At 58.1% G+C, this 13,968-nt stretch carries 11 protein-coding genes and 1 pseudogene; 8 read left to right on the forward strand and 4 right to left on the reverse strand.

Annotated features, from left to right (window positions below; all coding sequences use genetic code 11):
- Positions 1-3 precede the first annotated feature (3 nt).
- From M0D69_RS20645 to M0D69_RS20655, 3 genes are all read left to right on the forward strand, one after another.
- The gene (locus M0D69_RS20645; protein ID WP_301783805.1) at positions 4-297 is read left to right on the forward strand and encodes a DUF1330 domain-containing protein; all 294 of its coding nucleotides are present in this window, start codon (positions 4-6) and stop codon (positions 295-297) included.
- 571 nt (positions 298-868) lie between these two features.
- The gene (locus tag M0D69_RS20650; protein ID WP_301783806.1) at positions 869-2,578 is read left to right on the forward strand and encodes an FAD-dependent oxidoreductase; all 1,710 of its coding nucleotides are present in this window, start codon (positions 869-871) and stop codon (positions 2,576-2,578) included.
- 75 nt (positions 2,579-2,653) lie between these two features.
- Positions 2,654-3,667 carry a D-cysteine desulfhydrase family protein gene (locus tag M0D69_RS20655; protein ID WP_301783807.1) on the forward strand — a complete coding sequence of 338 codons (1,014 nt, stop codon included), beginning with the start codon at positions 2,654-2,656 and terminating at the stop codon, positions 3,665-3,667.
- A 63-nt stretch (positions 3,668-3,730) separates the two neighbouring features.
- On the opposite strand, the gene M0D69_RS20660 is transcribed toward M0D69_RS20655, so the two are convergent.
- The 4 genes from M0D69_RS20660 to M0D69_RS20675 form a co-directional block, all read right to left on the reverse strand.
- Positions 3,731-4,120 (reverse strand): tautomerase family protein, encoded by a 390-nt coding sequence (locus tag M0D69_RS20660; RefSeq protein ID WP_301783808.1) that lies wholly within the window; start codon positions 4,118-4,120, stop codon positions 3,731-3,733.
- A 501-nt stretch (positions 4,121-4,621) separates the two neighbouring features.
- Positions 4,622-5,767 (reverse strand): branched-chain amino acid ABC transporter substrate-binding protein, encoded by a 1,146-nt coding sequence (locus M0D69_RS20665; RefSeq protein ID WP_301783809.1) that lies wholly within the window; start codon positions 5,765-5,767, stop codon positions 4,622-4,624.
- 329 nt (positions 5,768-6,096) lie between these two features.
- A complete protein-coding gene (locus tag M0D69_RS20670) occupies positions 6,097-7,440 on the reverse strand; it encodes an MFS transporter (protein ID WP_301783810.1) in 1,344 nt (447 codons plus the stop codon).
- A gap of 400 nt (positions 7,441-7,840) precedes the next feature.
- Positions 7,841-8,956: an enolase C-terminal domain-like protein gene (locus M0D69_RS20675; RefSeq protein ID WP_301783811.1), complete on the reverse strand. Its 1,116-nt coding sequence runs from the start codon at positions 8,954-8,956 to the stop codon at positions 7,841-7,843.
- A 180-nt stretch (positions 8,957-9,136) separates the two neighbouring features.
- On the opposite strand from M0D69_RS20675, the gene M0D69_RS20680 reads away from it, so the two are divergent.
- The 5 genes and pseudogenes from M0D69_RS20680 to M0D69_RS20700 form a co-directional block, all read left to right on the forward strand.
- Positions 9,137-9,817 (forward strand): FadR/GntR family transcriptional regulator, encoded by a 681-nt coding sequence (locus tag M0D69_RS20680; RefSeq protein WP_301783812.1) that lies wholly within the window; start codon positions 9,137-9,139, stop codon positions 9,815-9,817.
- A gap of 126 nt (positions 9,818-9,943) precedes the next feature.
- Positions 9,944-10,870, forward strand: coding sequence for a ketopantoate reductase family protein (locus tag M0D69_RS20685; protein WP_301783813.1), 927 nt, complete (start codon positions 9,944-9,946; stop codon positions 10,868-10,870).
- A gap of 107 nt (positions 10,871-10,977) precedes the next feature.
- Positions 10,978-12,081 carry a mandelate racemase/muconate lactonizing enzyme family protein gene (locus tag M0D69_RS20690; protein WP_301783814.1) on the forward strand — a complete coding sequence of 368 codons (1,104 nt, stop codon included), beginning with the start codon at positions 10,978-10,980 and terminating at the stop codon, positions 12,079-12,081.
- A gap of 452 nt (positions 12,082-12,533) precedes the next feature.
- Positions 12,534-13,619, forward strand: coding sequence for an LLM class oxidoreductase (locus M0D69_RS20695; protein ID WP_367619741.1), 1,086 nt, complete (start codon positions 12,534-12,536; stop codon positions 13,617-13,619).
- Positions 13,620-13,725: 106 nt separating this feature from the next.
- Positions 13,726-13,917, forward strand: a pseudogene (locus tag M0D69_RS20700) (DsbA family protein); the annotation flags it as partial.
- Positions 13,918-13,968: the final 51 nt, after the last annotated feature.

Below are 13,968 nucleotides of genomic sequence, written 5' to 3' on the forward strand. Positions count from 1 at the left end.
AAGATGGCAAAAGGGTATTGGGTTGTGTCATATCGCAAGGTGCTGAATCCGGACCAGCTTGCCGAGTATTCGAAGCTCGCCGCGCTGGCGATTGCCAGCGGCGGCGGACGCATTCTGGTTCGTGGCACCGCGAAGGTGGCACATGGTGCAGGTATTGCAGAACGCACTGTTGTTACCGAATTCGATAGCATCGAACAGGCGATCGCGACGTTTGAAGGCGATGCCTACCAGGCCACGCTAAAGGTACTTGGCGACGCTGTGGAGCGGGATTTTCGGATTGTTGAAGGGGCGGAATAGAAATTTGTCTCAAACGGTGCGACGACAGCTGATAGCATTGTCGCACCGACATCAACGTCCAGATTCCAACCGGAGAATAAGCGGACGTCATCATTTCGCAACAGCCATTTCATGTGTTCATCCTGCCGCGCCGCGCCGCGCGGAGTCAGCGGCTGCTAATCGTAAGCTATGCCAGGTCAATGAGATCCTGCGCGAGGCGTCGGTGTATTTCGCGCAGACCGAGCTCGACAGCCGACCGAGGTGATGATCACTGGCAGGTCCATGGGGTCGAGCCAATTTGCAGGCTACGGCCGATTGCGCGCCGAGGTACCATCTGCACGTAGCTAGGCGGGTCGACACGCCATGGCCCGCTCATCGTCCCGAGAACGTCAAGCAGGCGCCTAGGGAGCTGCGCACCTGGGTTCGCGTGTTGTTGTGCTTCGTGCCCGTCAACGGCAAGCGGGTGTATCGGGTAATGCGTGTTTGCAACCTGCTTTCAATTGTGACCGTGACCATGAGCTCAAATTCGAACGATGGTGAAAATAGCCCGCGGCCTCATCGCCAGCCATCAACTGATGACAAGGACACTCCCATGACATTGAAAGCCGGTGTATTACCGGGCAGTCGTGTCATGCCTGAAGACTACAAAACCGTCGAGGCAGCGCAGCGCACCCAGATTGAGCGGCGTCGGTATCAGATGTATCCCCGTTTGACAGAAGCGCGGGTAGCCAAGGCGGCTCGCTTCGGGACGACGGAACACTGGAAGGCCGGCGACGTCATGTTTCGCGTCGGAGAGCAGAGCGAAGGCATGAGGATCTTGACTCGTGGAACAGTACACTTGATCGTGCGAAACGGATTCGGCCAGTCTCACCTTTTTCAGGAGGTCAGTGAGGGGCACTTTCTCGGAGAGACGGCAACCCTCAGCGGCAAACCATACCTTGTTGATGCGATTGCCATCACTGACGTCGACGCGTTCCTCATCGCACCTGAGCAACTCCGGTCGCTTCTGATTGCAGAAGCTCAGCTTGGCTCGGAGATCATGCGCGCGTTCATTCTCCGGCGCGTCGGGTTGATTCAGGATGGTAGTGGTCCGATCCTGATCGGATCTTCAGCCGACCCGAGACTCATCGTTCTCGCAAATATGCTACGGCGCACTAATCATCCGCATCGGATCCTTGATCCGGTCACGGACAATGATGCTCGCGATTTCCTTGCGAAAACACAGTGCGAAGAAGGACAGATGCCGCTGGCCGTACTCGTTGATGGCTCTATCCTGCACAATCCCGATGAAACACTCCTTGCGTCGAAGCTTGGTCTCCTTTGCGGCTTCGATGAATCCGACGCGTACGACGTCGTCATTGTTGGCGCTGGTCCAGCCGGACTGGCCGCGGCCGTGTACGCCGCGTCAGAAGGACTATCAGTGCTGGTTTTCGATTCAAAGGGGTTTGGCGGACAGGCCGGCGCAAGCGCCAGGATCGAGAATTATTTCGGGTTTCCAACCGGCATCTCCGGTCACGTTCTCGTTAGCCGCGCATTTGAGCAGGCGGTTAAATTCGGGGCGGAAATAGTCATACCTACCGAAGTGGCAAAACTGCACTGCACGGAATCGCCCTTCAAGGTCGAACTCCGCGATGGTCGGTGCGCCCGTGCGAAGACGGTCGTTATAGCATCCGGCGCCGCTTATCGTCGCCCTCAGATCAGTGGCCTCGATGTGCCTGAGATTTGTGGCGTCAACTATTGGGCGTCGTCGATCGAGGGTCGTCTCTGTCAAGGAGCGGAAATCGTACTTGTAGGAGGGGGAAATTCCGCTGGACAGGCAATCGTCTTCCTGGCGAGCTATGCAGCACACGTACATGTGCTGATTCGACGCGAGAGCTTGCGCGAAACCATGTCAAGATATTTAATTGATCGCGTGAGCTCGTTCGCCAACGTGACGATTCATAGCAATTCTGTCATCGAGTCTGTCGTGTCTGACGAGGACAGCGTGACCGAGGTTCATTTCTCTTCGGGTGGGAGTCGCACACGAATCCCGACTCGTCACCTCTTCCTTTTTACCGGCGCTGACCCGGCCACCGGCTGGTTACGTGGATGCGGAGTGGAGGTTGATGACAAAGGCTTCGTCATAACCGGCCGCACCGGTTCGACGGAGCCGGCAGCCGCCCATCTCGCCTTCGAGACGAGTGTTCCAGGCGTTTTTGCAATCGGCGACGTGCGCTCGACATCGATTAAGCGCGTCGCGTCCGCCGTCGGGGAGGGTGCCGCCGTAGTGTCTGAAGTACATGCGCTATTGACGGCCGAATAGCAATCCGAACTCAGGCCAAGCAACGTCGATAATCTCTGTCCAGACGAACGATCAGTCAACTTGTGAGGTGATTAAATGACATTCCGAGTACCAGACCTTTCCCGGTTTTCCAAAGCGCAATTGCGCGACGGACCTTCACCGATTCTGGCGCTGCCTAGATTGAGCCGGCACTTAGGCGGTGCTGAAATCTATGTCAAACGGGAAGACGTTGATGGCCTCGGGGGCGGGGGCAACAAGCTGCGTAAACTCGAGTTTCTGATCGGCGAGGCGCAGGCGGCTGGCGCTGACACGATCATCACGGTCGGCGGCCGACAATCAAACCATGCCCGGTTGACGGCAGCGGCGGCCGCGCGCGTTGGAATGAAATGTGAACTGGTGCTCTCGAGGCTGGTTCCGATCGAAGACGATGACTACGTCGAAAACGGCAACGTGGTGCTGGACCGCCTCTTTGGTGCGGTCATTCATGACGTTCCAGGGAACGTTAGCGCACTGCAGGTTGCGGAAGAGCGCGCCGCAACGCTGCGCCGCGAGGGACGAAAAGTTTATGTGTGTCCGCTCGGTGGATCAAGCCCGGTCGGCTGTCTGGGTTATGTCTCTTGTGCACTTGAGATTCTCGACCAGTCCAGGGAAAGCGGCATTGCCTTCGACCATGTGGTTGTTGCAAATGGCAGCGGTGGCATGCAGGCGGGGCTTGTAGCGGGTGCGATCGCTGCTGGTGTGTCGCCAACGAAAGTGGTGGGGTATACGGTTCTTGCGCCGCTCGAAAAAGCCTATGCCACCACCTACGAAAAAGTGCAGCAGACGCTTGACCTGATCGATTCCGGTCTCACGGTTTCCGGCGAGGATGTCGTCCTTCATGATGACCAGCTCGGGAGCGGCTACGGGTTACCTACTAATTCAATGCGCCGGGCAGTTAGTCTTTTGGCCAGCCAGGAAGGCCTTCTATTGGACCCGGTATATAGCGGTAAGGCGTTCGCGGGTCTGATTCAGAACGTCGAAAATGGAAAATTCTGTGCGGGACAAAAAATTCTGTTTCTCATGAGTGGAGGTACCCCCTCGTTGTTTGCCTATCGCAGCACGTTTGAGTGACTGTGGATCTATCGGTCCCTAGTCGTATGGCGTTGCGGCCGATGAATTTCGTCCGTGTACTTGTCAAAGTTCACCGCTTAGATACTGAGCGACCCCGTTCCCGAAGCTCCAGTCCGAGTCTGAGTTGCTGGTAATCGAAACGATCACGTCATTAGCGCCCACGCCGCAGTTTGCCTCCAGTTCGGCCGTAAGCTCGCTATAGAATTTGCGCTTGGATTCGTCGGAGCGTGAGCGGGTGGTGACAGATACCAGAGTCAGTTTGTCCGTGCGTACGATTCCGAGCCCGGTGTCTTCTGCGATCAACCGGCGGGGCTTGTGCTCCGTCAAGACCTGGTAGCGGTCCGTTTGGGGGACTTCGAAAGCCTTGACTACTGCTCGATGTGTAGCATCGAGCAAGGAATCGATTTCAGCGTCTGTCCTTCCTTGAAGGATATCGATACGAATTAACGGCATTGTTTCCTCTATGAATAGTTAAAAAATTGCGTCGCCGCGATGGCACGAGAGAATGACCTGGCGTGGATTCCACGCTGACAATGCGATCGATGACATGGATACCTGCTGAGCACATGTGTTCGCGCTGAGCGTAGAAAGCCTAACGATGGCTGTGCCTCGAGATGGGCAACTTACACCCGCATGAACTTATCCTACTTCGCATTCCCCTTTCCTTGGTTGATAGAGTCGCGCGAATATTTGAGCACCGGTCAATAATTGAAATCTGCACATAAGAGGCGTGGCCGGCGCGACGCTTTGTTTGATAAGTACAGGCCAACGAACTACGTGTTGGTGAATTTATTGCATCGGAAAACCGTGGATTCGCAATGGACCACTTCGCGGAATAGAAGTTTTCATAACGACGGTGAAAAAGGCACGATCAGGCGGAAGTCAGTGAGGGCGCGCGCGGGGTGGTGCGCGTGCCCTCACTGAAGTACTCGTCAGACACCGACATTACCTGCACTACATCTTCACGACATCGAGCAAAGTCTTCTTGCCTCCCCTGTACTCATACAACGAGATCGCACCGTGTTTGAGGTCGCCGCGCGAATCGAAGGTCACTTCGCCGATTACGCCACGGTAATCGGTGGTCGGCATTTGAGCCAGGATTTTGGACGGGTCGGTCGAGTTCGCACGTTTCATCGCGTCAACGACGATGTAGACGGCGTCGTACGTGGATGCCGCATCGTACAGAATGGCCTGGCCGAAACGTTTCTCATACTTCGCCTCGAACGCCTTGCCGCCGGGCATCTTCTCGAGAGCCATGCCTGCTTCCGAGCAAACCACATTGTCGGTTGCGACGCCGGCGAGCTCGGCCAGCTTGGTTGTACAGACGCCATCACCGGCCAAAATCTTCGCACGCAAGCCGAGTTGCTTCGCCTGCTTCGCGAGCGGTCCGCCCGTTGCGTCCACACCTCCATACATGATCGCATCCGGGTTTTCTCCCTTGATCTTCGTCAGGACAGAGCGGAAGTCGACGGCCTTGTCGTTGGTCGCATCGCGGGACAACACCACCATTCCAGACGATTTCGCGGTCTTCTCAAACTCATCAGCGAGGCCTTGTCCGTATGCAGTCGCGTCGTCGACGATTGCTACGCTCTTGAGCTTCATGGTCGTCGCGGCGTAGCGTGCCAGCACCGGGCCCTGATGTGCGTCGGTCTCAACCACGCGGTAGGTCGTCTTGAACCCTTGCTGCGTGTACGCGGGATTGGTCGCCGATGGAGATATCTGCACGATGCCCGCATCGCTGTAGATCTTCGAAGCGGGGATTGACGTGCCGGAGTTCAGATGGCCGACCACAGCAACGACCTTGTCGTCGACGAGCTTCTGCGCGACCTGCGTGGCCGTGCGCGGGTCGGCACCGTCGTCCTGGGCGTCAAGCACCAGCGTCACCTTCTGACCACCAATCACCAGTCCGCCGGCATTGATTTCTTCGACCGCAAGGCGTGCGCCGTTTTCGTTGTCCTTACCCAAGTGAGCTATCGACCCAGTGAGCGGGGCGACGTGAGCAATTTTGATGGTCTCGTCGGCAGCCGCGGCCATAGTCAGCGTCGCAAACAGAGTGAGTGCAGCGCTAATCGGAAACAGCTTGCGAGTCCTAATATTCATATGAGTCTCCTTCCACTTTTGGTTTTAGATTTTTGGGGCAAATGTCCCGTGCCACTTTGCACGCGTCTTTACTCAGTTGAACACCTGCATTTGACGGGTCATAATACGCGTTGGCTTGCGGAATTTTCTTCTGTTTAGACCTTGGAGTTCATCGCTGCACAGGATGAACATTCCCATTCAGGTTAAGAAGACAGCATCAATCCGCCTATGTCGAAGCTTAGTGTTCGAAAAGAGTGGTGCAAGGAGTTCTTCCGGATCGGGTATATAGCGGCAGGGCGTTCACGGATCCGATTCAGAACATCAAAAATGGGAAATTTAGTGCGGGCCATCTATCGACCTGTCGGAATTTCCGGCGCCACCTCTGACCGCGCGGCACGCTTCGTCTGTTTATCTCCTTTCCCAGCCCACGCGGTATTGCGCGTGATTAGAACCAGTATGCAGATTGCAATGGCGCCGAAGCCAGCAACGAGTTGCATTCCACCTGCAAAGGAGCCGGTCGCGTCCTTGATTGCACCGATGGCGTACGAGTCGACGAATCCCGACACGCTACCTACCGAATTTACAACTGCAATACCCGCCGCCACAGCACTCATGGGAAAGAGGGCCGCCGGTAGTGTCCAAAAAATCGGCAGCGCGGAAAACACCCCGAAGGCAGCAATGCAGAGCAGCACCAGGCGAAGCACGGGCAGATCCGTGACCGTGGAGCCGGCCAGTCCTGCCACGGCCAGTACCAACGGCATGACCAGGTGAAAGCGACGTTCGCCCAGTCGGTCCGATCTGCGCCCCCACAAGGTCATGCCGATGCCGGCTACAAAAAACGGAATCGCGGCCACGAACCCTGTTTGGACGATTGATAAGCCGAACTGGTGGACGATTTGCGGCAAGAAGAAGCTCAACTCGTAGTTAAGGCCGACCACACCGAAATAGACAACGCCTAGGGCCAACACTAGCGGGTTTCGCATGGTACTCAACACACTAGCATGACCCGAGGGAGCGACCGCGGTATCGGTAACCAGACTGCGACTCAACGCCTCTCGCTCCGCGTCGGTCAACCACGTGGCTTGCTCAGGACGGTCGCAGAGTATGCGCAGAACGAAAGGCGTGAGCGCAAGGGCTGGTAGTGTCTCGATGAGAAACATCCATTGCCACCCGTGCAAGCCCCCAAGACCGTCCAGTTGCATCAGCAACCCGGACAACGGGGCACCGATCACACTGGCGACAGGCATTGCCACCAGGAAGCCGGCAATCATGCGGCCGCGCGCTTCGGCCGGCACCCAAAGAGACAAATAATAAAACACCCCGGGAGCGAATCCCGCCTCGGCAGCCCCCAGAATCAAACGCGCCACGTAGAGGGATTTCTCTCCCTGCACGAATATCATCGCGCCTGACGCAAGTCCCCAGCCGAGCATGAGCAACGCGAACCAGCGCCGCGCGCCGACACGTTCCAGCATGACGTTGGCGGGTACTTCGAGAATTACGTAAGTCACGAAGAAAATACCCGCGCCAATCCCAAAGGCCGTTGATGACAGACCAAGGTCCCGGCTCATCGTGAGTGCAGCGAAACCCACGTTGACACGATCGAGCCACGCTATGACGAAACACGCAAAGAGCAGTGGAATGTAGCGGCGATTGATCTTTCGCAACGCCGAAGCTAAGGGGTTCTCGTCATGCATAGTTATCTCCGGTGACTCATTTTCAATTTCGATGCCGCGCTGGATGCTTTACCGGCGCGGCATCTCAGGATGCGCAAGTGCGGACAGATCGACGTCGCGAGGCACCGTCCACGCCACCTCATCGATGCATCGAGCGGATTGAGGTGAGTAGAATCAAATTAACGGTTAAATTTATTTATAAGGATTACAAACTAATGTTCTGATAAAAACAGAGAAATCATTGAATCACGAGGTTCACCCAGGAATCCGCTCAACTACAGCGCACGCTGCTACGGCTAGCCGCACATGCCGGGCCGGGATTCACCGGCCCGGTCGGGCGATTATCAAGCCGGGCTGAAAACAACGTGTTGCAGGGTCGGAAAAAACCCGACTGCACGCAGCCGGGAGACAAGTACATCCTTCAGTCCGCGCGACAGCGCTCGATGCCTTCGTTGGACCACTGAAGGCCCAGACCCGGCTTGTTCGGCGGCGTGAGGTATCCGTTCGAAACCTGCAACGGCTCTTCAAGGATCGCATCGGCCCAACTCGTGTATTCGAGCCAGTGGGCCGTGGGTGTTGCCGCAAGCAAATGCACGCTGATTTCGGGGAACAAATGCGAGGACACCGGCACACCGCGCGCGGCTGCAATGGCGGCGCCACGCAGCCATCCGCTTACCCCACCGATGCGCGCCACGTCCAGCATCAGATAATCGGTGGCCTTCGCCGCCACGGCGTCGTATACGGCCTCGGGGCCGTCGAGGTTTTCACCGAGCTGGATCGGGGTGGTCAATTCGCTCGCGATCGCCGCGTACCCTTGCAGATCGTTGTGGCGAATCTGTTCTTCGAGCCAATAGATGTTCATATCCCGCAGGTCGAGCCCGCGCCGGATCGCGTCGGGCACCGTCAACGCCTGGTTATAGTCCACCATCAGTTCGACGGACTCGCCGACCGCCGCACGCACGGCCTTCGTCACCTCAAGATCGGTAACAGGGTTTGGGTGACCGAGCCGCAGCTTCACCGCATCGAAGCCGGGTTCGAGTAACTTGACGGCCTCTTGCGCAGCCTCCTTCGCCGACATCATTCCCAGCCCGTCGCTGTTATAGGCACGAATCGGGTCGAGGCTTCCGCCCAAAAACGCGGCGAGCGGCATATTGGCCGCCACCGCCAGGGCATCCCACGACGCAATGTCGATAGCGGCGAGCGCCATCCGTACCACTCCCGTCACGCCAAGCAGAGCGTAGCGCCGTCCAAGCAGCTCGCCAATCCTGGCAGGCGCCACCGGCATGCCGTCGATCAACCCCGCGGCTTCCTTCATGACTTCCGCGATGGCCCTGGCTCCGCTCTCCCGGTAGCAGAAGAGATAGCTACGGCCCACCACCCCTTCCTTGGTCTCAAGGTCCACCAACAGCAATGGTGCGGCTGTCATTCTGGCCGCGCTGGTGCCCAACGGAAAGCGCATGGGCACCTTTACATAACGGGTGCGGATCGCTGAGATATGCAAAACAGGCTGAACGCCAGACGAGGAACCAGCAGTCACGTCATTTCTCCATGTAGGTCACGGTGGTAGAGTTATAAACCATATTGAACCAAATGGTAACAAAAAATTAACCAATTCGGGCTATCCCCAGTATTGGTTACCCAATAAAATATCCCATGATCCGACTCGATCGACTCGGAGGTAGTTGTCGATCAATCCACGCTTTGGAGTGCACACAACGTGAAGAATGATGTAAACGTCGAAATGGTGCGCAGCCATCTGCTGGACACCGGCGCCACAGCCGGAGCGAAGCTGCCGACCGAGCGCGTCTTGGCGGAACAGTTGGGGGTGTCGCGCAACGTGATCCGCAAGGCCTTGTCCCTCATGGAGATCGAGGGCCGCGTCATGCGCAAGGTCGGCAGTGGCACCTATCTCGTCAAGCAGACTGCCGGGGGGGCGGCCGAACGAGCCGGCCCGACTCGCGCGCAAGCGGAAGCTCTCGACGTCAGCCCGAAGCAGATCGTCGAGGCCCGCTTCGCGTTCGAGCCCAATCTCGCGAGCCTTGCGGCCATGAATTGCACGACGCTCGATCTGGAGCGGCTCGGCGAGTGCGCGCGGCGCTACCACCGCGCGGACAACTTCGACGCTTACGAGGCGGCCGACGAAGGCTTCCACCGCGCGATTGCCCTGGCCACGCACAATCCGTTGTTGATCAGCGCGTACGAAGACTTCATGACGGCCGATGCGCAGGCAGAGTGGGGCAGCATTCGCCAGCGCTTCCTGACCGCCGAGCGTCGTGTCGCCTCGCGCAAGGAGCACGACAAGATACTGGCTGCGATACGCAGCCGCGACTCGGCGGCGGCATTCGGTGCCGCACGCGAGCATTTGCAATACATCACCTCGGCTTTGCTACATACGTGATCGGCTGCGATCCGTACGCCCCACCTCTGTCCCGCCCAGCAAGTCGATTTTTTGTTTGACACTCCAAATTGGTTCGATGAGAATGAACCAATTGATTAATTGGTTACCCAATTTGGAGGCGACGAAATGAAAATTGCAGTGATTGGCTCAGGTGGCGTGGGTGGGTTTTATGGGCTGAAGCTGGTGAAAGCCGGCCACGATGTGACGTTCGTGGCGCGCGGCGCACACCTGAAGGCCATGCAGGAAACAGGCCTCCACATTGAAAACGACCTTGGCAATAACGCCTCGGCGAAAGTGAAGGCGACCGATGACATCCTGTCGCTGGATCAACCCGACCTGATCATCATCGCTGTCAAAATGTGGGACCTGAAGGATATTGCGCGCGACCTGAAGAAGATCGCCGGCCCGAACACCGCGGTGCTCTCGTTGCAGAACGGCGTGATCAAGGACTACGTCTTGCGGCGCGAGTTTGGCGAGGAAAACGTCATCGGCGGCGTGGGCTATGTGGCCACATCCATTGGTCGCGCTGGCGTGATCAAGCAAGTTGGCGACCTGCAGCGTATCAAGCTCGGTGAATACGACGGCCAGAAGCGTGCGCGCACGGAGGAACTGGTGCGTAGTTTCGCCGACGCCGGCGTCGAGGCGACGCTGTCCAACGATATCGCGCGAGTCCTCTGGGAGAAATACGTCTTCCTGGTTGGACTGTCTTCCATGACCTGTCTCACTCATCTGACAATCGGGCCGATTCGCGAAAGTGAAGGCAGCCGGAGAGTGCTTCGCTCCGTGATCGCGGAGGGTGTGCTGGTGGGGCGCGCGCAGGGTGTTTCGTTGCCAGAAGACTATGCCGACCAATGCATGGCACTGGTCGACAACCTTCCCTATACGATGACGTCTTCGATGTTCCACGACCTGGAAAAAGGCAACCGCCTTGAACTGCCCTGGCTCGGTGGCGGTGTGGTGTCGCTGGCCCGGGAGGTCGATGTCCCGGTGCCCGTCAACACCATGATCACCAATGCGCTGTCGCCGTACGTCAATGGTCATGCAAAAGCCTGACCCAGGCGGGACGAGCAAGGCCAGGCCGTAATACACCAGACTGAGCGGCGCCCCGCCTCGTCGTGGTGCGGGCGACCGTCGGTCGATAACATGAGGACACGAACATCGTGAAGATCGCCAGCGTTGAGTCGATTCAACTGCGGATTCCCCTTGCCGGCGAGGGCCGGCTAGAAATCGGATCGTGGGGCGGGAAGGGACTGCCGACGGTTGATTCGCTGATTGTCAAAGTCGTAACCGATACGGGGGTAGTGGGCTGGGGCGAGACGTTCGGTTTCGCGGGCATTCCAGCTGCCAGGGCCGCGATCGATTCGATCCTGGCGCCCGCGCTGGTGGGTCGCGACGCGGCACTGCTAGAGAAGTTGATGCTTGACCTGCAGAAGCAGTTTCATATCTTCGGGCGCAGCGGGGCCATTATCTTCGGACTGTCCGCGATCGATATCGCGCTTTGGGATATTGCGGGCAAGGTGGCGAACCAGCCAGTGCACGCGCTGCTTGGCGGCACCGACGCGACGTCGCTGCGATGCTACGCCAGCCTGGTTCGGTATTCCGCCCCCGCGCTGGTGAAAGAACAGGTTGAGCGTGCGCTGAAGAATGGCTTTCGCCATCTCAAACTGCACGAAGTCAATATCGACTGCATCCGTGCTGCTCGCGAAGCAGCCGGTGATGACATAGAGATCACCGTCGACGTCAACTGTGCATGGTCCGTGCGCGAAGGACTCGACATGACGAACAAGCTCCGGGAATTCAATCTCCGTTGGCTCGAAGAACCTGTCTGGCCCCCGGAAAACTATTTGGGGCTCGCGCAGGTGCGCCGTCAAGGAGGCATTCCGATCGCCGCGGGCGAGAACGCATCGACGCTCATGGATTTTCAGCACCTGCTTGAGGCGAAGGCGGTCGATTTCATTCAGCCGAGCCCCGCCAAAATGGGGGGCATCACGGAATTGAAAAAGGTATTTGCGATGGCAAATGCCAACAATGTTGAAGTAGCGGTCCATTCCTTTTATGACGGCCCGGGGCTGCTCGCGAGCGTGCATGCGAGCGCGGCGCTAGGCGGCGCAGGCGCCCTGGTTGAATGGCGATGCCTGGACCTCGAGGCACAACTCTACAGTGACGCCATCGTCCCACAGGACGGGGCGATCGCTGTCCCTCAACGTCCTGGACTGGGCCTTGAACCGAATCCGGACGTCATCCGCGAATATCGCGTGGCGTAAAAGGCGAGTCTTTGGCTCGCGCCCTATGCTGGGCGCGTCGATTTCGGAACGAGCTGTCGCGATAACGCGGTGGCAACCAAATATGGTCAAGCAAAATCCTCAGGATACCTTTCTATTTGCTTGCCAAGGCAACGCCAGGCGCGGCCCTGACCAAGTCAACGAATTGGATCGGCTTGACGCTGATCTCTGCACCCACCCCGTGTACGCCGTGGGGAAGCAATGTCGGTGACAATGCGCGAACAAGTGTCCATACGCCGTGCAACACATGCACGGCGCTGACGCATATGTGACACACAGGAACAAATGAATTGCCAGTGACCGCAATAATTTCGCGTCAAAGGTCGTCCAGAATACAAGGCATTCCGATCACGACCGAAACGTCATGGTGTCTCTCGAGATTATCTGGTTATTCACATGAACACTAACCCGCAACACGCGTCCGTGACGACGACTTGTGGCAGCAACACCGGCCGCTCGGCCGACTACCTGCCGCACATTTCTTGCGCATTCGCCTGGCGTTTGTGCCGCCCGGCCCAGCGTACCTCCTCGCCAAGGTTGCCATGCTGATACCGTCGCCCCATGCCGCGCCTCAGGCCAATCCCGGCTTTTCGCGTATGTTCGCGCGCGGCCGCCTGACACTTGGCCTGACGTTCGCGATCGAGTCATATCCCGGCGATGCGCCAACCATGCGTGATCAGATTCCGCTCGCTCGCAAGGCCGAGCAGGTGGGGTTTGCCGCGCTTGGCGTACGCGACGTGCCACTGCGCGATCCGACGTTTGGCGACCTGGGTCAAATCTACGACCCCTGGACGTGGCTTGGATATGTGGCCGGCCAGACCGAGTCCATCGCACTGTTTCCCGCCGCTATCGTGCTGCCACTGCGTCATCCGTTGCACACTGCCAAGGCGGCAGCCAGTATCGATCAGCTTACCGGCGGCCGTCTTGTGCTCGGCATCGCGTCGGGAGACCGTCAGGTGGAATTTCCGGCGTTCGGTGTCGACCGCGAAGAACGCGGTGCCTTGTTCCGCGAGCAGGTGGAATATCTGAACGCCGTTTGGGGCAACACGTATCCGGAATTCGAAAGTCGCTATGGCACGCTGTACGGCGCCGACCCCGTGCCCAAGCCCATTTCGGCCCGGGTGCCGTTAATCGTCACCGGTAACAGCCAGCAATCGGTCGATTGGATCGCGAGCAAGGCGGACGGGTGGATCACCTATCTACGACCCTTGGACTTCCAGGTGGAGCTGATCCGGCAATGGCACGACACAGTCGATGCCGTCGCGCCCGGTACGTTCAAGCCGTTTGCCTTGCCCTACAAGATCGATCTGGTCGCCGATCCGGACGCATCGCCCACACCGATCCATAACGGCCACCGTCTGGGCCGCAGCTGGTTAATGCGGCATCTGGAGATGCTCGAGCGAGCAGGCGCGAACCACGTACTGCTCAACTTGAAATTCGGAAGCCGGCCTGCAGAGGCGGTGCTCGATGAGCTCGCCACCTATGTCGTGCCGCGTTTTCCGGCCTTGGATGCACTGTGATCGGACCAACGATCCTGCAAACATTCGCAATCCGGCTACCGCTGTGTGCGGCTGTCGCCCTCGTATCCAGCCATTCGCGCAACAGATCATCTTCATCATGAAAGCAATGAAACAACCACTCAGAATCGATTTTGTCTCCGACGTAGCGTGCTCGTGGTGTGCGATCGGTCTATCCTCGCTCCAACTTGCGATCTCGCGCCTTGGCGAGGCCGTCGACGTCGAACTGGTCGTGCATCCCTTCGAACTGAATCCGCAGATGGGCGGCGACGGCGAAGCATTAGTCGAACATATCGGAAAGTCAGTATGACTTCCGTGGAAGTAAGGGCTGGCCCGCGTGAGGTACTAAAAC

It is taken from the genome of Caballeronia sp. SEWSISQ10-4 2 (genome assembly GCF_030464885.1).
Taxonomy (GTDB): Bacteria; Pseudomonadota; Gammaproteobacteria; order Burkholderiales; family Burkholderiaceae; genus Caballeronia.